Annotated in this window: 34 protein-coding genes and 1 pseudogene; 6 read left to right on the forward strand and 29 right to left on the reverse strand. The window is 70.2% G+C overall.

Features of this window, described 5'->3' with window-relative positions; genetic code table 11:
- Positions 1 to 52: 52 nt before the first annotated feature.
- The 28 genes and pseudogenes from EAO72_RS26475 to EAO72_RS42210 form a co-directional block, all read right to left on the reverse strand.
- Entirely contained in the window at positions 53 to 454 is a 402-nt protein-coding gene (locus EAO72_RS26475) for a hypothetical protein (RefSeq protein ID WP_148019703.1), read from the reverse strand.
- 93 nt (positions 455 to 547) lie between these two features.
- The gene (locus tag EAO72_RS26480; RefSeq protein WP_148019704.1) at positions 548 to 1216 is read right to left on the reverse strand and encodes a DUF6011 domain-containing protein; all 669 of its coding nucleotides are present in this window, start codon (positions 1214 to 1216) and stop codon (positions 548 to 550) included.
- Positions 1213 to 1389, reverse strand: a complete 177-nt coding sequence (locus EAO72_RS42205; protein WP_187285222.1) for a hypothetical protein — start codon at positions 1387 to 1389, stop codon at positions 1213 to 1215. Before EAO72_RS42205 ends, EAO72_RS26480 begins: the two co-directional genes overlap by 4 nt.
- Positions 1382 to 1957 carry a hypothetical protein gene (locus EAO72_RS26485; protein ID WP_148019705.1) on the reverse strand — a complete coding sequence of 192 codons (576 nt, stop codon included), beginning with the start codon at positions 1955 to 1957 and terminating at the stop codon, positions 1382 to 1384. Before EAO72_RS26485 ends, EAO72_RS42205 begins: the two co-directional genes overlap by 8 nt.
- Positions 1954 to 2445 (reverse strand): hypothetical protein, encoded by a 492-nt coding sequence (locus EAO72_RS26490; protein WP_148019706.1) that lies wholly within the window; start codon positions 2443 to 2445, stop codon positions 1954 to 1956. Before EAO72_RS26490 ends, EAO72_RS26485 begins: the two co-directional genes overlap by 4 nt.
- 74 nt (positions 2446 to 2519) lie before the next feature.
- The gene (locus tag EAO72_RS26495) at positions 2520 to 3203 is read right to left on the reverse strand and encodes a VWA domain-containing protein (RefSeq protein WP_148019707.1); all 684 of its coding nucleotides are present in this window, start codon (positions 3201 to 3203) and stop codon (positions 2520 to 2522) included.
- On the reverse strand, positions 3200 to 3817 hold the full coding sequence (locus tag EAO72_RS26500; RefSeq protein WP_148019708.1) for a hypothetical protein: 618 nt from the start codon (positions 3815 to 3817) through the stop codon (positions 3200 to 3202). The genes EAO72_RS26495 and EAO72_RS26500 overlap by 4 nt, the downstream gene beginning before the upstream one ends.
- Positions 3814 to 4005: a hypothetical protein gene (locus EAO72_RS26505; protein ID WP_148019709.1), complete on the reverse strand. Its 192-nt coding sequence runs from the start codon at positions 4003 to 4005 to the stop codon at positions 3814 to 3816. Before EAO72_RS26505 ends, EAO72_RS26500 begins: the two co-directional genes overlap by 4 nt.
- The gene (locus EAO72_RS26510) at positions 4005 to 4301 is read right to left on the reverse strand and encodes a hypothetical protein (protein ID WP_148019710.1); all 297 of its coding nucleotides are present in this window, start codon (positions 4299 to 4301) and stop codon (positions 4005 to 4007) included. The genes EAO72_RS26505 and EAO72_RS26510 overlap by 1 nt, the downstream gene beginning before the upstream one ends.
- Positions 4302 to 4318: 17 nt before the next feature.
- Positions 4319 to 4828 carry a single-stranded DNA-binding protein gene (ssb, locus tag EAO72_RS26515; RefSeq protein ID WP_148019711.1) on the reverse strand — a complete coding sequence of 170 codons (510 nt, stop codon included), beginning with the start codon at positions 4826 to 4828 and terminating at the stop codon, positions 4319 to 4321.
- A gap of 25 nt (positions 4829 to 4853) precedes the next feature.
- Entirely contained in the window at positions 4854 to 5324 is a 471-nt protein-coding gene (locus EAO72_RS26520; RefSeq protein ID WP_148019712.1) for a hypothetical protein, read from the reverse strand.
- Complete coding sequence (locus EAO72_RS26525; RefSeq protein WP_148019713.1) at positions 5321 to 5620, reverse strand: prepilin peptidase; 300 nt, start codon at positions 5618 to 5620, stop codon at positions 5321 to 5323. The genes EAO72_RS26520 and EAO72_RS26525 overlap by 4 nt, the downstream gene beginning before the upstream one ends.
- A gap of 14 nt (positions 5621 to 5634) precedes the next feature.
- A pseudogene (locus EAO72_RS44325) lies at positions 5635 to 5916 on the reverse strand (zinc finger domain-containing protein); the annotation flags it as partial.
- The gene (locus tag EAO72_RS26535; RefSeq protein WP_148019715.1) at positions 5916 to 6623 is read right to left on the reverse strand and encodes a zinc finger domain-containing protein; all 708 of its coding nucleotides are present in this window, start codon (positions 6621 to 6623) and stop codon (positions 5916 to 5918) included. The gene EAO72_RS26535 and the pseudogene EAO72_RS44325, both read right to left, overlap by 1 nt.
- The gene (locus EAO72_RS26540; RefSeq protein WP_148019716.1) at positions 6620 to 7588 is read right to left on the reverse strand and encodes a hypothetical protein; all 969 of its coding nucleotides are present in this window, start codon (positions 7586 to 7588) and stop codon (positions 6620 to 6622) included. Before EAO72_RS26540 ends, EAO72_RS26535 begins: the two co-directional genes overlap by 4 nt.
- 63 nt (positions 7589 to 7651) lie before the next feature.
- A complete protein-coding gene (locus EAO72_RS26545) occupies positions 7652 to 8515 on the reverse strand; it encodes a DUF2303 family protein (RefSeq protein WP_148019717.1) in 864 nt (287 codons plus the stop codon).
- Positions 8515 to 8904 carry a hypothetical protein gene (locus tag EAO72_RS26550; RefSeq protein ID WP_148019718.1) on the reverse strand — a complete coding sequence of 130 codons (390 nt, stop codon included), beginning with the start codon at positions 8902 to 8904 and terminating at the stop codon, positions 8515 to 8517. The genes EAO72_RS26545 and EAO72_RS26550 overlap by 1 nt, the downstream gene beginning before the upstream one ends.
- Positions 8901 to 9203 (reverse strand): hypothetical protein, encoded by a 303-nt coding sequence (locus EAO72_RS26555; RefSeq protein ID WP_148019719.1) that lies wholly within the window; start codon positions 9201 to 9203, stop codon positions 8901 to 8903. The genes EAO72_RS26550 and EAO72_RS26555 overlap by 4 nt, the downstream gene beginning before the upstream one ends.
- An 80-nt stretch (positions 9204 to 9283) precedes the next feature.
- Positions 9284 to 9568, reverse strand: coding sequence for a WhiB family transcriptional regulator (locus EAO72_RS26560; RefSeq protein ID WP_148019720.1), 285 nt, complete (start codon positions 9566 to 9568; stop codon positions 9284 to 9286).
- Entirely contained in the window at positions 9565 to 9846 is a 282-nt protein-coding gene (locus EAO72_RS26565; RefSeq protein ID WP_148019721.1) for a hypothetical protein, read from the reverse strand. Before EAO72_RS26565 ends, EAO72_RS26560 begins: the two co-directional genes overlap by 4 nt.
- A complete protein-coding gene (locus EAO72_RS26570) occupies positions 9843 to 11318 on the reverse strand; it encodes a UvrD-helicase domain-containing protein (protein ID WP_261991644.1) in 1476 nt (491 codons plus the stop codon). Before EAO72_RS26570 ends, EAO72_RS26565 begins: the two co-directional genes overlap by 4 nt.
- Positions 11319 to 11393: 75 nt before the next feature.
- Positions 11394 to 12680 carry an AAA family ATPase gene (locus tag EAO72_RS26575; RefSeq protein WP_148019723.1) on the reverse strand — a complete coding sequence of 429 codons (1287 nt, stop codon included), beginning with the start codon at positions 12678 to 12680 and terminating at the stop codon, positions 11394 to 11396.
- Positions 12677 to 12973 (reverse strand): hypothetical protein, encoded by a 297-nt coding sequence (locus EAO72_RS26580; protein WP_148019724.1) that lies wholly within the window; start codon positions 12971 to 12973, stop codon positions 12677 to 12679. The genes EAO72_RS26575 and EAO72_RS26580 overlap by 4 nt, the downstream gene beginning before the upstream one ends.
- On the reverse strand, positions 12970 to 13224 hold the full coding sequence (locus EAO72_RS26585; RefSeq protein WP_148019725.1) for a hypothetical protein: 255 nt from the start codon (positions 13222 to 13224) through the stop codon (positions 12970 to 12972). The genes EAO72_RS26580 and EAO72_RS26585 overlap by 4 nt, the downstream gene beginning before the upstream one ends.
- Positions 13224 to 13829: a hypothetical protein gene (locus EAO72_RS26590; protein ID WP_148019726.1), complete on the reverse strand. Its 606-nt coding sequence runs from the start codon at positions 13827 to 13829 to the stop codon at positions 13224 to 13226. The genes EAO72_RS26585 and EAO72_RS26590 overlap by 1 nt, the downstream gene beginning before the upstream one ends.
- The gene (locus EAO72_RS26595; RefSeq protein WP_148019727.1) at positions 13826 to 14572 is read right to left on the reverse strand and encodes a BN159_2729 family protein; all 747 of its coding nucleotides are present in this window, start codon (positions 14570 to 14572) and stop codon (positions 13826 to 13828) included. The genes EAO72_RS26590 and EAO72_RS26595 overlap by 4 nt, the downstream gene beginning before the upstream one ends.
- Positions 14569 to 15177 carry a sigma-70 family RNA polymerase sigma factor gene (locus EAO72_RS26600; protein WP_261991645.1) on the reverse strand — a complete coding sequence of 203 codons (609 nt, stop codon included), beginning with the start codon at positions 15175 to 15177 and terminating at the stop codon, positions 14569 to 14571. The genes EAO72_RS26595 and EAO72_RS26600 overlap by 4 nt, the downstream gene beginning before the upstream one ends.
- A gap of 80 nt (positions 15178 to 15257) precedes the next feature.
- Positions 15258 to 15773, reverse strand: a complete 516-nt coding sequence (locus EAO72_RS42210) for a hypothetical protein (protein WP_187285223.1) — start codon at positions 15771 to 15773, stop codon at positions 15258 to 15260.
- 232 nt (positions 15774 to 16005) lie between these two features.
- On the opposite strand from EAO72_RS42210, the gene EAO72_RS26610 reads away from it, so the two are divergent.
- The 5 genes from EAO72_RS26610 (at position 16006) to EAO72_RS26630 (ending at position 19730) form a co-directional block, all read left to right on the forward strand.
- The gene (locus EAO72_RS26610; RefSeq protein WP_148019729.1) at positions 16006 to 16419 is read left to right on the forward strand and encodes a helix-turn-helix domain-containing protein; all 414 of its coding nucleotides are present in this window, start codon (positions 16006 to 16008) and stop codon (positions 16417 to 16419) included.
- A gap of 165 nt (positions 16420 to 16584) precedes the next feature.
- Positions 16585 to 16803 carry a hypothetical protein gene (locus EAO72_RS26615; RefSeq protein ID WP_261991646.1) on the forward strand — a complete coding sequence of 73 codons (219 nt, stop codon included), beginning with the start codon at positions 16585 to 16587 and terminating at the stop codon, positions 16801 to 16803.
- Positions 16804 to 16816: 13 nt separating this feature from the next.
- Complete coding sequence (locus EAO72_RS26620; RefSeq protein ID WP_148019731.1) at positions 16817 to 18193, forward strand: tyrosine-type recombinase/integrase; 1377 nt, start codon at positions 16817 to 16819, stop codon at positions 18191 to 18193.
- A gap of 48 nt (positions 18194 to 18241) precedes the next feature.
- Entirely contained in the window at positions 18242 to 19195 is a 954-nt protein-coding gene (locus EAO72_RS26625; protein WP_187285224.1) for a hypothetical protein, read from the forward strand.
- A gap of 346 nt (positions 19196 to 19541) precedes the next feature.
- On the forward strand, positions 19542 to 19730 hold the full coding sequence (locus EAO72_RS26630; RefSeq protein WP_222724124.1) for a superinfection immunity protein: 189 nt from the start codon (positions 19542 to 19544) through the stop codon (positions 19728 to 19730).
- A 120-nt stretch (positions 19731 to 19850) separates the two neighbouring features.
- On the opposite strand, the gene EAO72_RS26635 is transcribed toward EAO72_RS26630, so the two are convergent.
- The gene (locus EAO72_RS26635) at positions 19851 to 20225 is read right to left on the reverse strand and encodes a DUF6344 domain-containing protein (protein WP_148019733.1); all 375 of its coding nucleotides are present in this window, start codon (positions 20223 to 20225) and stop codon (positions 19851 to 19853) included.
- 317 nt (positions 20226 to 20542) lie between these two features.
- On the opposite strand from EAO72_RS26635, the gene EAO72_RS42560 reads away from it, so the two are divergent.
- Complete coding sequence (locus EAO72_RS42560) at positions 20543 to 20677, forward strand: DLW-39 family protein (protein ID WP_003958712.1); 135 nt, start codon at positions 20543 to 20545, stop codon at positions 20675 to 20677.
- The last annotated feature ends 10 nt before the right edge of the window (positions 20678 to 20687 follow it).

Raw genomic sequence — 20687 nt, forward strand, 5'->3', positions numbered from 1 at the left:
GTCCGGGAGTCCGGCTCGGCGTCCGGGAGTCCGGCTCGGCGGAGGAACTCGATCAGGTCGTGGTCGTCGTGGGCCAGGCCGAGGATGTGTCCGTACGCGGTGACGCGGCGGCCGGGGCGGGGGTGATCGGGGCGTGCTGGATGGCGGCCGCGGTCTGGTCGGCGAGCTCGATGAGCCCGGCTTCGACGGTGCGGATGGTGTCGAGGACGTCGATGCGGAGGGGCGCTGCGGTCCAGCCGATTTGGTCGGGGCTGCGTTCGAGGGCGCGGAGGGCGGCGGCCCGGTAGCCGGCGGCTTCGCGTTCTTCGTCGCTCTGGGTGCGGGCGGAGATGATGCCGATGCCCATGGCGGGGGGCCAGGTGGTGGGGCGGGTAGCGAGGGCGTCGTTGAGGTCGCGCCAGTGGTAGGCGACGGTGAAGAGGTGCTGGTCGGTGCTGGTTTGGGTGGTGTTCATCGTGCGCTCCGTGGCGGGGTGGGGCGTAGGGTGATGATCACCGTGGGGCGCGCCCGTCCTGGACAGACGTTGTGGGCGCGCCCTTCTCCATGCTCAGCTCTCGGCGGGGTCTGTGCCGGATGCGCGGCGGCAGTCCGGGTAGTCGAGGGACAGGTGGTAGCGCGGTACGAGGTACTCGTCCTCCCCGGGTGCCGGCATGGGGCCGGTCCAGGTGATGCCTTCGCCGGTGATCGGCTGGCCGCAGTGGGCGCAGGCGCGGGGACGGCTGTCGATGTCGGCGATCCACGCGGCGCAGACGGCCGCGAGCTGGATCAGCTCGGCGCGGATCTTCGCGGGGTCTGTCTCGGCGCCGACCTCGTACGCCTCCTCCAACATGATCGTGGTCCAGGAAAGTTCGGCCGGGCTGGCGTTGACCGTGCGCATGGCCTCGGCCAGCTTGGTGCAGAGGCTGACGTTGGTGCTCGTCGATGAACCGTCGGGGTGGTGTTGATCGCCGAACTTGGCGAGCTGGGCCTGGCGCTCGGTGTCGATGAGCCGGGCAAAGCGGAGCAGGCGGGGAGTAGCGAAGCGGAGAGGGTGGTACGTCGTCGATGCCGGGTCGGTGTCGTCCATGTGGTGCTCCTCGAAGGTGAGCTGGTCGGGGCCCGCGGTGCGGCGGCCGCGGGGCGGGTGGAACTTCTCGGCGCAGACGGGGCCGATGCCGGCCGCCCTCGACTCGGGGTCGAGGAGCGGCCGGTGGCACACCCCGCAGGTATCCGTCATGGGGCGAGCGACCCCGTCCAGCTGGCGAGCTCCTCGGTGGTGGCGGTGTGCGCCTGGACCAGGTGATCGCGCTCACGGAGCAGGTCCTGCACAGCGGTCCAGCTGGTGCGGGGGTCCGCGGTGGGCAGCAGCGCCCGGATCTCGGCGAGGCGGACCTCGGTCAGCTCAGGCACCGGCGGTCTCCAGCTGCTGGGTGCGGAGAGCGGCGCGCTGATCGGCCTTGCACCGGCCGCAGTAGGAGCGTCCGTCTGATTCGTACTTGCCGTGCTCCGCCTGGTCGTGGCCGTGGACGCATTCGGCCGGGCGCTTCTCACCGCCGGTCAGGTAGCGCAGCTGCTCGCGGGAGAGCTGGCGGCCGGGCTCGTCGTCCACGTGGGTGGGTTCGACGCAGTGGTTGAACCCGCACTCGGCGAAGGCGTATCCCTCCGGGGCGCGGCCGGTACGCAGCCGGAACGCGATGGCGGCCGCGGTATGGCACTGGCCCTTGTACCGGAGAATCGGAGTACGAGAGGACGATCCGCGCTCTCCCTTCCACGCGAGGTGACCGCCTTCGACGGGCCGCGTCTTGCCCCGCCACTTCTGTTCCAGGGTGAGCGGCTGGCGCTGGTACGCGGGGAGGCCGAGGTCGCGGCGGATGCGGCCGACGCGGTGCTTGTCGACACGGAGGGTGCGGGCGATGCCCTCGTTGGAGAGCGTGCCCTGGCGGAGGAGGGCGGTGATCTCGGTGTCGGTGGCGTTCATCGAGCACCGCCCGGGTCTGCCGTCACGTCGGCGTGAAGGTGGTCGTCGACCGTGGTGGGGGCCGGGTCGTCCTCGTCGTCGTGGACCAGGTGCCAGCGCTTCGTGGGGTAGTCCCACTCGATGCGTTCGTCGCCGGTGCTGTTGCTGATGTGTCCGTCCAGCTCGATGTGGAAGAGCACATCGGCGTCGACGAGGGCGTTGAGTCCTTCGACGGCGCGCTCCCAGGGGCCGGCGGGCGGGAGGCCAAGCTGGATTCGGGCGGCTGCCGGGTAGTGGCCGGTGGCGTCGAGCAGCTGCTCGGCCAGGAGGCGGGTGGTGCGGCGCTCCTTGTCGAGTGCGTCCTCGAGGGCGCGGCGGGCGCGGATCGTCTCGATGTGGGAGTCGATCTCCTCGACGATCAGGTGCTCGGCGTCGAGGCGGGCGCGGATGGTGGTGAGGTGTGCGTCGACCTCGGCGGTGAGGCGGCGGCGGGTGGTGAGTCCGAACATGGTGGGTTGCTCCTGGCTGTGTGTGCCGGGGGCGGGCGCCCTGGTGGCGCCCCAAGTCCGGTCGTGCGGGTGGGTCAGTGCTGGCGGATGATGCCCGCGGCGCGGGCGGCGGTGAGCCAGGCGCCGTACTGGCTGGTGATGCCGTCGTAGAGGTCGGCGTCGGACACGGTCAGCGGGTCGCGGGCGTGGAAGAAGGACGCGTTGTCGACGGCCCGGCCGGGCAGGTCGTCGAGCGTGCTGAGGAAGCGGATGTTGTGGCCGAAGCCGACGAAGGCGAAGAACAGCGGGGCCTTGGACGCGGCGCGGAGGGCAGCCTCGGCGGCGTCGCGGCTGTCGGGTTCGCCGTCGGTCTGGAAGATGACGAGCGCGGGATCCGTGGCGCCGGACGCCGCGTGCTCGGCCAGGACGTAGCTGATCGCGGCCTGGTAGTTGGTGCTGCCCCAGGCGACGTGCGGGTGGGTGCGGTTGATGACCCCGGTGTAGCTGTCGAGTCGGACGTCCTCGGGCTGGTCGACCCGGGAGCCGAAGTAGATCAGCGGGACCGACCCGTCGTCGTCGAGGTTGGCGGAGAGGCCGAGTGCCTGCTCGGCGAGGTGCTGGACGGCGCCGGACTGGTAGTACGGGTGCATGCTGCCGGAGTGGTCGAGGACGAGGTAGACGGCGGCCCGCTCGTTGCCGAGGCCGTGCTTCTGCAGGGAGACGGCTGCGGTCTTGGCGAGGGAGACGAGGCCGGGGGCGGTCTTCGAGAGATCGATCACTGCTGCTCCTGAGTGGTGTCGTGCTGGGTGAGGATCGCGGCGTACTGGTCACGCTCGGCGGTGTACTTCGCCACGTACTCGGGCTTGTCGTGCTCGGTCCAGGTGTCGATGTGGTCCTGCGCGTTCCGCACTGCGACCCTGCACGCGTCGGCGATCGCGGCCGACGTCGACCAGGTGTCGTCGGTGATGAGCGGTGCCCCGGCGTGGACGTGGTCCCAGACGTAGCTGGTCACGCTGACCAGGCGCATGAATGCGCTCCGGTCGTAGAACGCTGCCTTGTAGAACACGGCAACGCGGCGGCGGCCCTGCTCGTCGATGACGTACGACCACATGTCGTGGTCTCCGGCCTGCCGGGTCCAGCCGGTGGGCAGGGTGGCCGGGAGGAACAGCGGGTCGGCCGGGTCCGGCTCGCCGAAGGTAAAGCCGACGGCCTCGAACGCGGCTCGGCCTTCGTCCATCTCGGCCGGCAGGCGGTCGGAGTTGAGCAGCTGCTGCTTGCCGGCCTTCTCCTGGTCGCCGATGAAGGCGTCGTTGCCGCCGGTGATCAGGGCCGAGGCGAGGAACGCGACGGAGGTGACCCCGTTCCTCATGCTCGCGGTGGTGTTCTCGATCACTGCTTCTCCTGGCTGGTGGTGGGTGGCGGAAGTTGGTCGAGGGCGTCGCCGATGTCGTCGGCGATCTGGCGCCAGCGGACGGCGAGGTCCGGGGCGGTGGTGTCCCGGACGGACGCGGCGACGAGGAGGGCCTCGACGATTTCGGATGCGTCGCGGGTTCCGCCGGGGAGGCGGAGGAGCGCGGCCATCAGTCGTTGTCGCAGTCGTCGTAGTCGTCGTAGTGGTGGTGGCTGTGGCTGCCGCCGGTGGTGCTGTGCTGGGTACCGGGCTTCGGCTTCGACGGCTTGGGCTTGGAGCCGCTGCTCCTGGAGCCGGAGCCGCGGCCGCCGCTCGTGCCGCCGGACGGCCGCTCGGGAGCGACCTGGGCGACGGCCACGGGGTGGGTGCCGGCGGCGTTGTCACACGAGTCGTCGGCCGGGCTGCACGCGGTGAGCAGCGAGATGGCGACGCCGAGCGCGGCCACGGTGGGGATGATCCGGTTCATGGTGGGTGATCTCCGGGTTAGAAGGGGGGCTCGTCGCTGTAGCCCTTGGCCTTGTCGACGGCCCAGGGGTCGTCGGCGGGGGGCTGCTGTCCCTGGCGGGTCTGCGGGGGCCGGGCCTGCTGGGCCTGTCCGCGCGGCTGGCTGCCCGCCTGCGCCCCGTTCGTGCTGGTTGCGGCCTTGGTGACCTTGGCGGTGGCGAACGCCAGCGACGGGCCGATGCTGCGGATCATGAGCGCGGTCCGCTCGTGCTTGACCCCGTCCTTCTCCCACGACTCCGTGCGCAGGTCGCCGGTGACCACGACCTCCATGCCCTTGGTCAGGGTCTCGGCGACGTTCTCCGCCAGGCGCTCCCAGGCAGTGCCGCGAACGTAGAAGACGTCGCCGTCCTCCCACTGCTGCGTCTGCTGGTTCAGTCGACGGGAGTTGAACGCGAGGGGGACGGAGCAGACCGCCTTCGAGGACTGGGTGAAGCGGAGCTCGGGGTCGTTGGTGAGGCGGCCGACGCCGGTCAGGGTGGGCAGTGCCATGAGCTGGTCTCTCTTTCGTGAGGGGCTATCGGGGGGTGCTGACCGGAGTGGACTCGCCCGCGGGGGTGTCCTTCTCCGTGGCGCAGGAAACGGGGTCGGGCTCGTTGCATCCGAGCTGGGCCCGCAGGGGGCCGGTGTGCCGTGGGTTCGTGCAGGGCGGCTCGGCCGCGGCGCGACGCTGCTCGGCGCAGCTCTCGCAGAAGTCGCCGGTGCTGTCGCACTGCCAGCGGAGCGTGGTGCGCACGTGGTTGCGGACGACGTCCAGGCGCTCGGCCTTGGACATCGTGTCGGCGACGATGAAGTCGCCCTCGAAGGTGACGCCGCAGGTGTCGCAGTACACGCCGAGTCCGCACGGGTACTTCTGGCCGGTCGGGGTGCCCTCCTCAGCCGAGCCGAAGACGATCGGGTTGCAGTTGCTGCAGCCCCAGGTCTTGTGCTGGAGAGCGGGCTGCTCGGGTACGCCGGGGCAGGCGCTGATCCGTTCGCTGAGCGTCATCGGTTCCTTCTGCGGTTGCGGTGGTCGTCGAGTCGGGTGACGCCGACGGGAAGGGCCAGCTGCTCGCGGCGGGCGGGGCAGGTGGCGATGTGCGGGAGGTGGAGGCGTTCCCACCCGGTCAGCGGGAGGTCGTCGGTCGGGCGGCGGGAACGGAGGGTGCCGGTGCCATCCCGCCAGACCGCGGCGTTCCCGGCGGGGTCTGGGTCGGGATCGACGGCGAGGTTCCGGCCGGCCTCGGTGCGGGTCCAGCGGATCGGGTGGTGGCAGTCGGGGCAGTGCGCGGCTGGTGGGGCCATGGCTGTGTCCGGTTGTGGGTGCGGGTGTGTGCCCGGTCGGCGGCGGTGGTCCGCTCCGGGTGGGGGGTGGCCAGTGCGGTGCGAAGGCTCGGGAACTGGGCCATGCAGGGGCTGCCGGGGGCGGCGGTGCATGCGGGGCAGGTGGCGGTCTCGATGACCCAGGTGATGCGGCGGACATCGTGGGTGGCCGCACGACGCACGGCCCCGGTGGCGGGGTTCGTGCACAGCTCGCCGGCCGGGGCGCTGCACCAGGAACAGACGACGTTGAGCTGAGGGAAGCGGGCGCTGGCGGTCATCAGGTCACGTCCTCGTAGGTCGGGGCCGGCTGCTCGGCGGAGGCGGCGAGCGTCGCGGCGGCGTCGCGGATCCGCTGCTCGGCGGCCAGGTCCTCGGCGGGGTCGGTCGGGGGCAGGCCGGCGGCGAGGCGGCGGGCGTCGTCGAGGCGGGCGGGGTGCACGTCCTGGCGGCGGCGGCCGCGGGTCGTGCAGCTGGTGCCGGGCAGGGCCTGGCAGATGCGGCAGCTGATGGCCCGCGGGTTCGTAACGCCGGCCGTGGCCTTCGGGATGGCCTGGCCGACGGCGGCGCGGACGGCTGCTGCCCGTCCGGTGTACGGGCCGGACTCGCCGGGCGGGAGCGCGAGGCGGTCGGCGGTGCCGAGTGCGGCGGCCGGGGTACGGGGCAGGAGGACACCGTCGGCGGCGGCCTTCGTCAGCGCGCGGATCGACCGGGCGGACTCAAGTCCGGTCTCTGCCGGGTCGCCGTCGTAGACCAGGGTCGCGGCCTCGATGCGGTCGGCGCGGCGGGCCTTGATCTCGGTGATGATCTCGGCCGGGCTGATGAAGGGCTGGCGGGCGGCGACGGCGATGACGGCGCGGCGGGCGTCGTCCACCGAGTACGGCTTGAGGATCTCGCCCCAGACGTCGGGGGTGAACTCGCCGAACTTCTGCGCGGGGCAGGCGGCAGCGACGTACTCGGCGATGTGGATCGCTTCTTCTTCGGTCACTGGGTGGCTCCTTCCTTGCGGGCAGCGGCGCGGGCCTTGGCGCGGGCGAAGAGGTCGCCGTTGGGCGGCGCGGGGTGGCCGGGACGCTGCGGCGTCTGACCGGCGTTCATGACCTCGTTCACGACGCTGGCGAGCGTCGAGGGGTGGAGGCGCTTGGTCATCCACAGGGCGATGCCACGGCGGATGGTGTCGGGGTGGATGCGGTCGTCATCGAGGAGGACGCGGATCTCTCGGGACATCTGGCCGATGACGCGGGACGGCGGGCGGTCGGTGCAGCGCTCCAGCCACTCGCCGACGATCGTCTGCGCGGTGACCGGCTCCGGCCCGGTGGGCTCCTCGATGACCTCGCCGTCGACCACGTCTTCGGGTGCGGCTTGCGGGTCAGCTGTGACGGAGGGTTCGCCGAACGAGAGAGGTCTTGTAGAGAGAGGAGAGAGAGTAGGCGTCCGGGATTCCCGGACACTGACGTCCGGGATTTCCGGACACTGAGACTCGTCAGTGTCCGGGTTTTCCGGACACTGGGAATCCGGCTCAGTGTCCGCAGAATCCGGACGCTGAGACTGGTCAGTGTCTGGGATTTCCGGACACTGAGTTTCAGTGTCCGGAGAACCCGGAGGCTGAGGAGCATCGTCAGTGTCCGCAGAATCCGGACCCTGGTCAGCGTCATCCACGTCCGGAATCTCCGGACACTGAAGGGGCAGCAGCCGGTACTTCGCCGTCCCGTTCTTCTGGCCGGCGGACACCTTCTCCAGGCAGCCCTTCTTCACCAGGGCCTTGATCAGCTCGTAGACCTGGGGGCGGGTGACCTTGCCCCGCCGGAGGTTTTTCGGAGACTCGACGCTGGACCAGGTGATCCGTGTCGTGTCCCGGGCGTCGTCCGCCAGCACCGCGAGGAACAGCTTCTCTCGGTGCGTCAGCGTCGTCGGTGCGTAGTCGAGCACCTCGACGTACAGGCGGCTGCCCACGTGTCTCCTTCGGGTGGTGCGGGGGTGCGGCCGGCTGGGGTTACCGGCCGCACCAGGGGTGGATCAGCGGGAAGCCGGGGCGCCGTTCAGCACGGCCATCGGGACGTCCGAGTCGATGAGCGTCCGGATGTCCTCGAAGGCCGCGGTGAGGGTGTCACCGGGGCGCTCGATCTTGAAGCCGAGGCGGAGCTCGCCCTTCGCCTTGTCCAGGCGGTACTTGAAGCGGGCGGTCACCTTGAAGGGCTCGCAGCCCTCGAAGGGGCGCAGGGCCAGGGTCAGCGTCGCCGGGATGGTGATGTCGCCCTTGTGGCCGGCCTTCCCGGTCTGCTCCTCGACGTAGGAAAACTTCCGGGCGCCGGAGTCGAGCCGCTGGGACGACTGGAACTCTGCGCTCGTGGTCACCTCGAAGGACTCGGCGAGCTCCAGCATGGTGGCGGCGGTCGGCTCGACCAGGTCGACGAGGTTGTCCTCAATGAACTCGGCGAACTGGCCCTGCGGGACCAGCTGGCCGTCCATGGAGGTCCACGCCCGCCAGGCCGAGGTCTCGCGGAGGCCGAGCGTCAGCCGGTGGCTGCCCCAGCGGGCGGCCGCGCCGGTGTGCGCGTCGAGCACCGCGGTGATGGTGCGGCGCTCAACGTCCGCGTACACCTCGGAGTAGTCGTCGCCGTGCTTGTCGAAGTAGGCGAGGAACGAGTCGACGTCCCGGACCGTGGCGTTGCCCGTTTTCCGAGGCGGTGTGCCGGTGTGCTCCGGGCCGGTGAGGTCGACCTGGTGGAGGCGGTCTCCGACGGCGAGGGCGTAGACGTGGCCCGGCTCCAGAGCGGTCGGCTGCGCGGCGCGCTGCGCCACGTCGATAACGGCCTGGGTGCCGTCGGCCCGGCCGTCGATGAGGCCGTCGAGCTTCTGGGTGTGCGAGGGGTACGACATCAGTTGGCGCTCCTGAGCTGGGTGGCGGTGGTGGTGGGCTCGACCTCGCGGAGGCCCGTGATGACGGGCTGGCGCGGGTCGGTGCGGGAGAGGTTGCCGTCGTCCGTCGCGAAGAAGATGCTCTTCGGGCGCTCGGTCTTCGGGAGCCGGGCGGCGACGGTGTCCGTGACGGTGAGCGTCCGGCCGTCCGTCCCGGCGATCGGCTTGATGTCGATCTTCAGCGAGAGCGAACCGGCCTTGCCGGTCTCCCGGATCGCCTCGATCAGCTCGTGCAGCTTCGTGCTGAGCTCGTCATGCAGCTGGCCGCCGGACTGCTCCTGGAGGAACGAGGCGAACGGTCGGACGACCGGCTCGGTCTCCTCGGCGACGGGCTTCGTGGTGGTGCTCATGACTTCCTTTCGCGGACTGCTTGCTGTGCTGCGCGGTAGGTGCGGGCGGAGGCGCGGCGCTTGCCGGAGGCGACCGCCCGCTGGTCGAAGAGCGCACTCGCGCTCTGGGGTGACGGCGTGGACCAGGCGCCCGCCGGCCAGCCCGGCCCCGGCGGCGACTCCGCCCGACCGGCGAGTGCGGCCGGGGTGTGGAGCGGGCACCGGGGACCGGTCAGGTACGGGCGGACCGCGTCGAGCGCGCGGCAGTACCGGCGGACGTCGCCGATCCAGTGCCTGCACTCGGGCGGGGTCTCCGTCACCGGGGGTCCTCTCGGGGTGGTGGGTGAGTAGGTGGCCTGGTGCGCGGCCGGTGTGGGGTGGCACGGCCGCGCACCAGGAGTCAGGCGGCGCGCTGCTGCTTCGGCCGCGCGCCGGGGAGGCGTTGGCTCAGCGCATACCGCTGCTTGCCGGACAGGCCCCCGCGGATTCCGTACCGGCCGGACTCCCCTCGGCCGGCCTCCTCCGCCATGGCGGAGTCCAGGCAGCCGGAGCGGATCGGACAGAGGAGGCAGGTCTGCTTTGCTGCGCGCCGCTCAGCGTTGGCGGTGGAGTCGTTGCCTTCGACGAACCACTTCTCGCGGTCGCAGCCCAGGCAGAGGGCCTTCGCCCACTCGACGTCGGTCATCGGGTGCCGTCCTCTCCCGCGTGGGTGGGGGCGTCGGGCCAGATCGACCAGCAGTCGATGAGGTCGGCCGACGGGCCCCCCGGGGCGGTCTCGATTCGGGCCTCGGCGATCGCGGCGCGAAGCCGGTCGACGCCCTCGACGCACCCGGCGGCGAACAGTGCCGGCTGCTCGTCGGCGTCGTCGGCCTGCAAGGCGACGCGGCACAGACCGACGGCGCAGAACAGGGTCCCGGCCCAACCCACGGCGAGCACGATCCCGACCCACTGAGCGATGCTCATGCGGCCACCGCCGTGACGCTGTCGACCCACGCCAGGGCCTCGCAGTCGAGGACCTGCCGGGCCCGGGTCACGGCGACGTACGCGAGGCGCCCCTCCTCCTTCGGCAGGAGGACATGGCCCGTCTCCGGCTGCGGCTTCGGCGCCCGGAAGTCTGAGTGGATCCGCACCCGGTTCCACTCCCGGCCCTTCGCCTTGTGGGCGGTGGACACGACCAGCTCTGCCCGGTCCTCGGCCACCAGCGCGTCGGCCGCGGTGAGGATCCGGCCGGTGCCGTGCTCATCGATGAGCCGGACCAACACCTTCAGCGAGCCGTCCTCCTCCTCGGCGTACTCGCGGACCGCATCCCACGACGGGAATCCCAGCAGCTCGGGATGGTCGGTGGGCTGGCCGGACTGCAGGGATTCCGCAGCCCAGGCCAATCGCTTGATGTCCGACCCGCCACCGACCAGCGCGACACTGCGGCCGGCAGCCAGGCCCTCCAGCACGATGCCCATCGCGCCGCCGTTCGTACGGCACAGGATCGCGTCCGGATCCGCGACCGGCCCCACGGTGGAGTCCGCCTGCTCGTAGCCGGTGAGGCGGAGCGGGGCGCCGATGACGTGCAGCCACCGGTTCGCCTCGTCCGCGATCGCCGGGCCGAACCGGAACGACTGGGAGAGCGTGAGCTCCGGGGCGCCGAGCTCCCGCACGAAGGTGGCGAGGGCGTCGTTCGCGCCGCGCCAGCTGTAGATCTGCTGGGCGGAGTCACCGACCGCGATCCGCTGCGCGTGCTCCTGGTCCAGGAGGACGGCGGACAGGACGTCGTTGGTGTCCTGCGCCTCGTCGAGCAGCACCACATCCGTGGCCAGCTTGGGCCCGGACAGCGCCCACATCTTCAGGTAGTGGTCGTGGCTGAGCTTGAGCACACCGGCCTCGTCGCAGAGGTCGGCCCACGCGGCGTGCGCGACCGGGAGGACCAGGCCGAGCAGGGCGCGGCGCGGCTCGTCGGTGGTCAGGCCGTCGTACTGCGGGACGTGTCGCGCCAGGATCTCGGGGTCGGAGCTGTGGCACCAGCGGGTGATCGTGTCGAGCACGACCCGCATGATCAGCTTCGACGTCATCGCCTTCGGCGCGGTGCCGGCATCGGTCGGGATCGCCGGGGGCGAGCCGATGATGCCGAGGATCTTCCTGACGTCGAGGGCCTGGCCGGCTGAGTGCGCGGTCTGGCGGGGCATGTTGAGGCGGGGCAGGTGCCGGGCGTCGAATGCGAGGCCGTGACCGGTCTTGCACAGCACGGTCGACGGGAACGAACGGGCCGCGTCGGCGGCGATCGCCTTGTTGTACGCGACGTACGTCATCCGCCGACGCGGGTCCGACTTCGCGATCATATTCAGCGTCGAGCTCTTGCCACATCCGGCACCGGCCTGGAGCACCAGGTCGATACCGTCGCCGTACGTGTCGATGGCGTCGCGCTGTTCCGGGGTGGGGTCCACCACTGGGGGTCCTCCTCTCTGGGGTGGTGCGGGCCCGGCCGGGTGACGGCGGCCGGGCCCGCGGATCGTGGTGGATCAGGCGGTGACGGACTGCATGGCAGCGACGTACAGCTCGTCGCCTGCGGCCTTGATGGCGTCGTCCTCCAGGCGCTGGACCATGGCGGCGAACTCGTCGGCCGGGTTCGGCCTGTCGCCGTAGGCGCTGAGCGTGTCGAGGAGCGTCGCGGCCTCGTCGAAGCTCAGCTCGTTCGCGGACTCCACCTGGCGGCCGATGATGAGGCCGGTCGCGTGCAGCCGCTGGTCGCGCTGGTCCTTCGCCCCGAGGCCGACCTTCGCGAAGCAGGCGTGCATCATCCGCATCTGCGGCGCTGACACAGGCGACGTGCCGGACGGTGCAGCAGGCCGCTCGGGCTGTGCAGCACTCGGCGCGGGCGAAGCCGAAGCCGCTGCCGGCGCAGGGGCGGCGGGCTGCGGGCGGAGAGCCGCCCCGTACTCCGCGATCACCTCACCGAGCGTCGACGGCTCCCCCGACTTCGGGTGCAGGAGGTCAGCCCCGAGGAGGTTCCGCGCCTTGGCCTGGCCGTGCAGCTCCAGCGCACGGCTATACGTCAGGCCCGCGCCGATCAGCTCGTCCGTGATCGCGGTGATCGGGTCGACGCCCTGGCCCAGCTGCTCAAGGATCACCTCGGCGAAGTCCTCGCCGGGGTGGTGCACGCTGACGTTGTAGAGCGGCTCGTACCGGGTCTTGGTGACGGTGCCCGTGCCCTCGATCATGTCGATCACGACGTCGAACTCGTACTCAGATCCCTCACGCTGGACGGTTTTCACACCGATTTTCGTGACGGTCTTGCCCTCCATCGAGTAGTCGTTCTTCGTCCGCATCGTGACGATGACGTGCCCGGGGAAGTTCAACAGGGCATCGAGCATGTCCTGTTCGAGGTCGTTGACCGGCGCCCAAGCAGTGAACTTGCCGCCCCTGTTCGTGGACTTCTGGGACTCTGCCTCGACCCGGGCGAGGAGGCCGCCCTTCCCCGCCCAGAAGTGCGACCAGGAGTCGAGGACGAGAACGGAGATCCGGGCTTCCTCGGCGGCGCGGACAGCCGCGATCAGGTTCTCGGGTGAGCAGAAGGCCATCGGCATGTGGCCGAACTCGTGCCCGCCCAAGTCGGGGCGGCCGGGGACGACGGCGTACTTCTTCGCGGAGCCGCGCTCGGTGTCGACGACGCCGATGCTGCCGCCGTCTGCGAGACGCTCGGCCATGCGAAGCGCGGTCTTGGTCTTCCCGGACCCGCCGGGCCCCTGAAGGGCGATGCGCGCCTTGGCGGTTTCGCGGGTGGCGGGGGCGAAGGTGAACGTGCTCATGCGGTGCTCCGGTTGTCGCGCTGCTGCGGGGTGTTGGTCAGGCGGCCGGTTGTGGTGGCGGTGATCAGCCAGGCGGCGGCGTCCCTGGCTGCGCCGTACCGGGCGGTGCGGCGGCGGTTCACGGAGTGGGACTCGTTCGGCTTGGCTCCGTACTGCTCGGCGGACCGGGCGAGGAGGCCGGCGGCCAGTTCCTCGCCGAGCTCGCGCCGGAGGTCGGCAAGCAGCTGGGCGGCGTCGGGGGCGGGCAGGCCGCCCGCGACGAGACCGCGGTACGCCTGCGAGTACGCGCTCACTGGGCACCGCCGACGCGGAGCTCGGCGAGCGCGGACCCGTACGACGCGCAGTCCCAGGAGCAGAACAGCCGCGTCGGCTCACTGCTCCCGACGACCTCGATCACGACCCAGCCCGGGATGCGGCGCACCCCGCCCGGCCGCGCGCCGCAGCCGGCAGTCGTGCACCGGGCCGTGGTCTGCACGGTCGGCGGCGGCTTCGGCTCGCCGGTCATCCCCATGTTCCAGGCCTTCGCGGTCTTGCTGGCAGCCATCAGGCACCGTCCTTCTGGGCGAGGAGGAAGTACCGGCCGTCGTGCGGGCCATGGACGGTGAGGAGGTCGAGCGCGGCGAGCTCGTGGAGGCAGGCCCGTGCGCTCGTGCGGCGGCCGCGCTTCGGGTAGCCGAGGTCGGCGTAGACCCGGTCCGCCTTGCCGGTCGTCCACCGGTGGGTGGGCAGGTCGCGGATGTGCGCGAGCAGCTGCTGCGCCTGATAGCTCAGGCCGCTGCTGTCCGGCGCCGCCGCAGTAGCCGACTTCGAGCTGATGGGGGCGGGCAGCTTCCCCGTCTCCCGCAGCGTCTCCAGCCACGTGGCCGGGTACGACAGATGCCGCCACTGGATCTTCATGAACTGCTGCGGGCCGCCGTAGCCCGTGGTCTCGACGGTGACGTTCACCGCCTGCGCGACGTCGGCGACGCCCGGCAGGTCGGCGCGCACCATGTGGTTGGTGCCGTGCGCGACCGTCGGCTCCCAACCCGCGGGCAGCCATCCGCCGATCTGCATGTAGCTGTGCCCGTAGTAGTCGGGCGCGAGCTCGGTCAGCGACCAGCCGGTGAGGGTGACCGTGCCGTCGAACAGCTCCACCGTGGCGGCGGTCATCCGTGCTCACCGCCCGCAACGCTCTGCAGCTCGCGGACCGGCGACAGCGGCCCGGAGAACTCGACGATGTTCGCGAGCGAGCACCGCTCCGGCCGGCCGTCGACCGACAGCAGCGGCATCCCCTCGGACGTCTCGCCTTGGAAGTACCAGGTGTCGCCCTTGATGTCGCGGTACGGGACCGCCAGGTCGTAGACCACGCCGCCGTACCGGCACGGCCGCTTCGACTGCACGGCCGCCGCGACGTCGAGCTCGGGCACGTCGTACGCCAGGACGCTGAGAGGCACCCCGCCCCACGACGTCCGCCCGCACGACACGTAGTCGAGGCCCGTCACCTGCGCCTCGGTCAGCCCGAGCGTCTCCATCCACGCCACCCACCGGGCAGGGTCCGTGATGTGGAGACTCATGACGACGGTGTCGCCGTCGACCGTCACGCCGGTGACGTCCGGCTCGGCCGCGTACTGCGTGACCATGGCGGCGGCCAGCTGACGGGCCCGGCCGCACGCGTTGTCCCACGCACGGGCCTGGTCCTCCAGGCCGGCGGCCGACTCGGCCGAGCTTGGGGCCGGCGGAGTCACCGGCACCCAGCCCTCCGGGGTACGACGCAGGACCGCACCGTACGTACGCTCCGGGTCGACGAGCAGGTGCTGCTGGTCGAGAGCGTGGGCGATCGCCTGCGCAACGTCGCCCGTACCGGAGAGCAGCTCGCGGACAACCTTGATCGTCTGGGGCAGATTCTTGTTCATGCGGCCACGACCATCTGGCGGCGCATCGTGGCGATCGCCCTGTACGCGAGCATCTTCACTGCCGTCGGCGTACGGTCCGCCCGGTCCGCGGCGTCCTGCACGGAGAGCCCGTCCAGGTACCGCAGCCGCACCACCTCAGCCTGCGCGTCGGTCAGGCCCGCGAGTGCGGACTCAACGGTCCGGCCGGCCTCGGCGATGGACAGGACCCGCAGGCCCTCCTCCTCCGCGCTGGCCTCCGACGCGAGCGACGGCAGAGTGCCCATCGACAGGGCGTCCCCCACCGAGATCTCGCACCGGAACCGTGCGGACTTGAGGTAGTCCACGATCAGGTTGCGGGCGATGGTGACCAGCCATCCGGCGAAGGGGGTTCCCTGCCAGACGAACGTTTCGATGCGGCGCAGCGCTCGGAGGAACGTCTCCTGGACCAGATCCTCGGCGAGCTCGCGGTTGCGGACGCGGCCGAGGAGGTACCGGTACACCTCAGGGCGGTGCTCGTTGTAGAGGGAGGCGAAGGCCTCCCGGTCGCCAGCTCGGGCGCGGGTCAGGAGCTCCGGCTCCTGGTCCGTCCCCGGCGGGGTGATCTTGGGGCTAGCCTGTGTGGTCAAGGCCTGCCTCCATTTCTCTGGTGATGGGGTTGGTCTGTTGCGGGGTCGGTCCGGGTGCATCCGGTCGGCCCCGTTGTGCGTCAGGCGGGGATCTGCTCGCGGTGCTGGCGCATCGCGGCGAGTACGGCCCGCGGGTCGAAGCGGCGGCTACGGCCGACGTAGATCAGGCCCGGCCAGATGTGGCCCGCCTGCTCCGCCTCCTTGATCTGCCGGTCGATCCACGACATCGACTTCCGCAGGAAGTCGGCGAGCTCGCGCTGGTCGAGCAGCCGCTCGGGCAAGTCGGTGGGTGCCGACTTTCGCGAAGCTCCGATACGCGGTACGCGTGTAGATGTAGATTCGTTGAGCGTCAGAAAGACCGTCTCGAAGAACGCGTCGACCTCCTGGTCGAGCGCCTGGGCGATCAGGCCGGCGGCCCGGTCGCTGGTCTCTTCGCGGGCGGTCTTGCCGGTCCCGACGATGAAGCCGACGTATGCGGGGCTCAGCCCCTTGCCGGTGGGGTCGAGCTCCCTCGTTCGGGCGGCGAGATGCGGGATGTCCAGCCCGGCCGCCCGTATGGCGGCGCGGAGCGGGGCTCCCTTGTCCAGTCGTCGCATGGTGGTGTCCTCCGGCGCATGGCCGAATAGGGGTGCCGCTGGTCGGGGTGACCTGCGGTGTCTACAGTCTGCATGTAGATGCATATCGAGTCAAGGGGGCTTGTTGGGGGTGTCGCGACGCTGAGCGGGGGCGCACGGGGGTGCTGTAGATGCGCCGGGGCACGGTCAAATACAGGTCACGGTGCCCGCATCTACTTGCGGATGTAGATGCGGATAGTCGACACTCACCGATGTGACTACAGGCCCGAGCAACCCCGGCGACGATGCCGCCGAGGACCCCGCCCCCACCGGCGAGGACCTGGCAGCCATCCTCACCCGTCTCCTCGAAGAGACGGGGCACACCCAAAAAGAACTGGCGGCCCAGGCCGGCATCAAATACCCGACCTTGAACGCATGGGTGAATCGCACGCGCGGCACGTCGCGCATCGATGCGGATGACCTGCGCGCCATGGTCAACGTCCTCCGCCTCTGGCGGGCAGACGTGACCCCCGCGCAGATGTTCAAGGCGGCCGGGCGCAGAGTGCCCGGACCCAGCAGCGAGGAGCGCGAGCAGCGACTGCTCCGTCTCTACCGCGACCTGCCAACCGATGGGCAGCGAGCGCTAATCCAAACCGCCGAGGCGATGCGTGCTGCCAGCAGAAGCTGACTAAGGGTTGCCTAAGACAGGGGGAATAACTTCTTCCGATTGCATATGCCTAAACCCCTCCACAACTTCTACACACGAAGGTAGATTCGACTACCCGCTGTCCTCCCGTAGCGGCTCAACGCAACTGCGCAGCCCTGGGGGATACCTGTGTGCACTCTCATCGCCGTGGCCGACTCCCAGTCGGAGACCGCCATTTGGGACCCGGACGAGATCACCATCTCCGTCCAAGGGGGCACCCACCCACACGACCTGATCAGAGACCTCGCGGCTCTCCTGGCCGACCTCGGCGCACCCACCACCACCGCCACCGGCGGCGGCCTCGCCTGCTTCTGCGGCGACCCCATCACCATCCCGCACGAAGCGCTCGCCGCCGGCACGCTCTGATCAGGAGTCCGCCGTGCAGAAGACGCAGACCCGCAACCCGCGCCCCAACCCGTCCATGCGGTGCGGCTGCCCGCCGTGCCTCGCGAAGTACCCCGGCAACCGCGAGCCCACCGACGAACACATCGGTTCGTGGGAGGCCCGGTACACCGACCCGCAGGGCAAGGGCCGCAGCAAGAACTGGGCCGACGAAACTGCGGCCATCGAGTTCCTGGAGCAGACCCGCACCGAGATCCGCCAGCGCACCTGGCTGGATCCGGCCCGCTCCGAGATCACGCTCTGCGCGTGGCACCGGCTGTGGTGGCCGACGCAGACCGGTGAGGAAACCACCCTCGACCGGGACGGCCGCAGCTACCGCAACCACATCGAGCCCCACTGGGGTGCGCTCAAGTTGTACGAGTTCAGCTGGCTCGGCATCCAGACCTGGGTGAACCAGCTGCACGACGAGAACGGCGGACCGCTCGCCGCGTCCTCCGTGGTGAAGGTCTTCCAGATCCTGGACCGGATGCTCGAAGCGGCGAAGCGGGACCGGCGCGTCCCCTTCAATCCGGCCGAGGGGGTCAAGCTGCCGAAGGTGAAGAAGAAGCACCCCGAGGATCGGCGGCCGCCGTCGTACGCACAGCTGTGGCTAATCCGCGCGCAGCTTCCCGACTACATGCACACCCTCCAGATCGTGGCCCAGGAGACCGGTCTCCGCTGGGGCGAGCTCGCCGGGCTGCGCTGGTGCAACGTCGACTTCGGCCGCCGGGTCATCCATGTCCGCGAGGTGCTCACCGAGGTGAGGGGGAAGATCAGGCGGAAGGTCTACCCCAAGTCGGACGCTGGCCTGCGCACCGTGCCGATCACCGGCCTCGCGCTGCGCGTGCTGCGCGAGCTCCTGGCCGACGAGCCCGACGCCAGCACCGCACGATCCGAACCCGAGGCCGGTCTCTGCGTGAACGAGCTCGTGTTCCACGGGAGGAACAAGGTCCGGCGCGGATCGAAGAAGGCCGGGACCGCGGGCGAACCGTACCGGGCGCCGCTCCGCCGCTCCGCGTTCCGTCGCCTGTGGACGGACGCCCTCACCCAGTCCGGCGTCGGCCGGAAGAAGACGAAGAAGGTCACGGTCGAGGAGCGGGACCCCGAGACCGGCCGCGCGCGGAAGGTGCAGAAGGACCGCACGGAGTGGTGGCCGGCCTTCCACGACCAGCGGCATTCGTTCGCGTCCCGGCTGCACGACCGCGGTGTCCCGGAGGTCATCGCGCAGGAGATCCTCGGGCACGAGCGCGCGGGCAAGGTCACCTGGCTCTACACCCACGCCGCGGCCGACTACGCGGGCCAGGTCCTCGCCGCCCTGGAGGACAAGAAGCCGGGCCGTACCGGAGCGAAGAAGCCTCTGCGCCTGGTCGCGTAGGTCACATAATCCCTGCCCCTGCTGGGCGTTGTCCCCTACCGTCCCCCTATGCATATGGACGTCCGAAGGCTCGCTCACTCATCACAGAAGTGGATGGCGGCCGCATTTGCGGCGCTCTCTGAAGGACCGTCGTCGGAAGACCTGGCGGTTCATCACGCAGGTGTGGCCACCGAGCATCTCCTCAAGGCATTCCTGGTCTCGCTCCATCCAGCACTGATAGCCGACGGCAGGGATTTCGAGTCGGTCCTCTACGCCACGGGACATGGCGCACTTCTTCAGGTGCGAGGGTCCCAGGTCAAGACGATCCAACTGGGCGAGGCGTATGTCCGCGTGGAGAAGATCCTGAGGGGCAAGATCCCTCCGAAGCCCAAGGTCTGGCCGCTTGCCGATGCGCGCAACGGCGTGGCTCACTGCGGGTTCCACGATCGGACCGAGGTGACCGCGGTCTTCACCAGCTGCCTGAAGGTGATTGATCCGCTGCTCGCCGAGCTGGGGCTCGGGTCGCGGTACTGGGGTCCCTACAAGTCGATGCACGACAAGCTGCTCGACCAACACGTCGAGGCCGCGCGCATTCGATTGGAAGGGAAGCTGGTCAAGGCGCGTAGCACCTTCGAAGATCGATACGGCTATCTCGACGACAAGGAGCGCGAGCTCGTGCTCGTGGCGATCGCCAACGTCGCCTCGCCCGAAACCATCGAGCACGATGAGCCTGCCGCCTGCCCTGCCTGCTCGACGCAGGGATGGCTCGGTGGAGCTTCGCATGTTCCCGAACACGCGACCACGGTCTACATGACGCCGGAGGTATTCGATTGCCGGGCGTGCGACCTGCATCTGCAGCTGGAGGAGCTCGACCTGTTGAAGGAGCCGCTCGGAGGTGACATCGACCTGAAGGTGTCGCCCGAGGACTACTACGCGGACTACGAGCCGGAGTGGTCACGCGAGGACTTCGAAGACGATGGACCGGACGAGGACGCGATGGTCGATGCCTACATGAACCGATGACGCTCGCAGTCGCCGGGAGCCCGGCAGCGCTACCCCGGGACTACCCCAGGACTACCCCAGCAGCCGAGTAAGCCAGGGGAGGGTCTACGAATGCTTGCGGATGTAGATTTCTGTAGGGCCAGGTGAGGCGGGTACCGGCGGTGACCTGGGGGTCTCCTCCATATAGGGCCGGGTCCTGATAAGGATGAGGCCACAGGTTCAAATCCTGTTAGCCCCACAGCGGCGTAACGCCAGGTCAGAAGGCCGGTAGATCCTCAGGATCTACCGGCCTTCTGCGTATGTGGGCCACGGTGCCGATACGGCGCGCGCCCCAATCGACCAAGGTGTGGGGGACCGCGCGGAAGCCGTGACCGGACTGCTCTCCCTGGTAGACCTCGGGATCTCTCCGCTGCCGTCGCTGACCGCCTGCGACCGGGGAACGGGCAAGCGGTGGCTGGTTCCGGTCGTCAACGTCGTTCTCGGTGCGACGTTCCTGGACTGGGCGGTGGCCCTCGTGCCGGCCCCGCGCAAGCCCAAGGTCCCGTCCGCGGCGTGAGGCCGGTCCCGCAGGACACCCGCCGGGCCTGACACCGGTCCGCGGGGCAGCCTGCGGGCATGAAGAAGGCCCCTGCCGGGGATCCGGTCCAGGGGCCTCGCGTGGTCGGGCGCGGTGCGCTCAGGGTGGCAGGGGGACGCCGTCCCGGGCCTGGGCGTTGCCGAGGGCGGTGCGSGTGCCGTGGGGGGCGCGGGCGGTGTCCAGGGTGTCAGGGGCGAGCGTCCGGGCGGCGGGCGAGGAACCGTGGGCCTCGGCGCGGATGCGCTGCTTCATCGTGGGCGGCAGGGCCCGGTCACGCGGGAGGGTCCATCGCACCGAGGGGGCGGTCGGAGTTGCGGCGGTCCGGGCGCTGTGCTCGTGGCTCGTGGTCGCCGGCTCCGTGACCGTGGCTTCCGTGGCCGCCGCGGTGGAGCTTGCGAGGCCCAGCGACGCGAGTAGTGCGAAGAACGCGGTGATGAAGGCGGTCCAGATGCTCTTGGCCTTGAAGGTGCTCATGGCCCCTCACTTTCAGGTGGTCCGGTTTGCTTACCTTTCTGATGATGTGGATCCGGCTCGCGATTCCGTGGAGCGACGCCACCGATATGCCGTTCTTCAGATGAACACCACTCGTATGGTGCAACCGGTGCGGATATGAGGCGTCCGGGCGTCGCGCCGGGGTCCATCGGCACCCCCGTCCGCCGATGCACAGTCCGGCGATGATCGCTCTTCTGTAGGCGCCAGTTGGGTTGCGGGGAGGTCACCGGTCGATATCGGCCGATGTGTATAGTCGGGCAGCAGAACTCCCCAATGCCAAGGAAAGACGAGGTCGCGCGGTGAAGAAGCTTCTCCTGGTCGCACTGGCCGCCATCGGCGGGCTCCTCGTGTACCGCCAGATCCAGGCGGATCGCGCCGAGCAGGATCTGTGGACGGAGGCGACTGACTCCGTGCCCGCAGGTTCGGGTGTGTGAGACAGAACAG

Source organism: Streptomyces sp. OR43, from assembly GCF_008042275.1.
In the GTDB taxonomy this organism is placed as follows: Bacteria; Actinomycetota; Actinomycetes; order Streptomycetales; family Streptomycetaceae; genus Streptomyces.

Coding starts and splice junctions, on each gene's coding strand:
- EAO72_RS26475 (WP_148019703.1), bottom strand. CDS start 454: ATGAACACCACCCAAACCAGCACCGACCAGCACCTCTTCACCGTCGCC.
- EAO72_RS26480 (WP_148019704.1), bottom strand. CDS start 1,216: ATGACGGATACCTGCGGGGTGTGCCACCGGCCGCTCCTCGACCCCGAG.
- EAO72_RS26485 (WP_148019705.1), bottom strand. CDS start 1,957: ATGAACGCCACCGACACCGAGATCACCGCCCTCCTCCGCCAGGGCACG.
- EAO72_RS26490 (WP_148019706.1), bottom strand. CDS start 2,445: ATGTTCGGACTCACCACCCGCCGCCGCCTCACCGCCGAGGTCGACGCA.
- EAO72_RS26505 (WP_148019709.1), bottom strand. CDS start 4,005: ATGGCCGCGCTCCTCCGCCTCCCCGGCGGAACCCGCGACGCATCCGAA.
- EAO72_RS26510 (WP_148019710.1), bottom strand. CDS start 4,301: ATGAACCGGATCATCCCCACCGTGGCCGCGCTCGGCGTCGCCATCTCG.
- ssb (WP_148019711.1), bottom strand. CDS start 4,828: ATGGCACTGCCCACCCTGACCGGCGTCGGCCGCCTCACCAACGACCCC.
- EAO72_RS26520 (WP_148019712.1), bottom strand. CDS start 5,324: ATGACGCTCAGCGAACGGATCAGCGCCTGCCCCGGCGTACCCGAGCAG.
- EAO72_RS26525 (WP_148019713.1), bottom strand. CDS start 5,620: ATGGCCCCACCAGCCGCGCACTGCCCCGACTGCCACCACCCGATCCGC.
- EAO72_RS26545 (WP_148019717.1), bottom strand. CDS start 8,515: ATGTCGTACCCCTCGCACACCCAGAAGCTCGACGGCCTCATCGACGGC.
- EAO72_RS26550 (WP_148019718.1), bottom strand. CDS start 8,904: ATGAGCACCACCACGAAGCCCGTCGCCGAGGAGACCGAGCCGGTCGTC.
- EAO72_RS26560 (WP_148019720.1), bottom strand. CDS start 9,568: ATGACCGACGTCGAGTGGGCGAAGGCCCTCTGCCTGGGCTGCGACCGC.
- EAO72_RS26565 (WP_148019721.1), bottom strand. CDS start 9,846: ATGAGCATCGCTCAGTGGGTCGGGATCGTGCTCGCCGTGGGTTGGGCC.
- EAO72_RS26575 (WP_148019723.1), bottom strand. CDS start 12,680: ATGAGCACGTTCACCTTCGCCCCCGCCACCCGCGAAACCGCCAAGGCG.
- EAO72_RS26585 (WP_148019725.1), bottom strand. CDS start 13,224: ATGGCTGCCAGCAAGACCGCGAAGGCCTGGAACATGGGGATGACCGGC.
- EAO72_RS26590 (WP_148019726.1), bottom strand. CDS start 13,829: ATGACCGCCGCCACGGTGGAGCTGTTCGACGGCACGGTCACCCTCACC.
- EAO72_RS26595 (WP_148019727.1), bottom strand. CDS start 14,572: ATGAACAAGAATCTGCCCCAGACGATCAAGGTTGTCCGCGAGCTGCTC.
- EAO72_RS42210 (WP_187285223.1), bottom strand. CDS start 15,773: ATGCGACGACTGGACAAGGGAGCCCCGCTCCGCGCCGCCATACGGGCG.
- EAO72_RS26625 (WP_187285224.1), top strand. CDS start 18,242: ATGCATATGGACGTCCGAAGGCTCGCTCACTCATCACAGAAGTGGATG.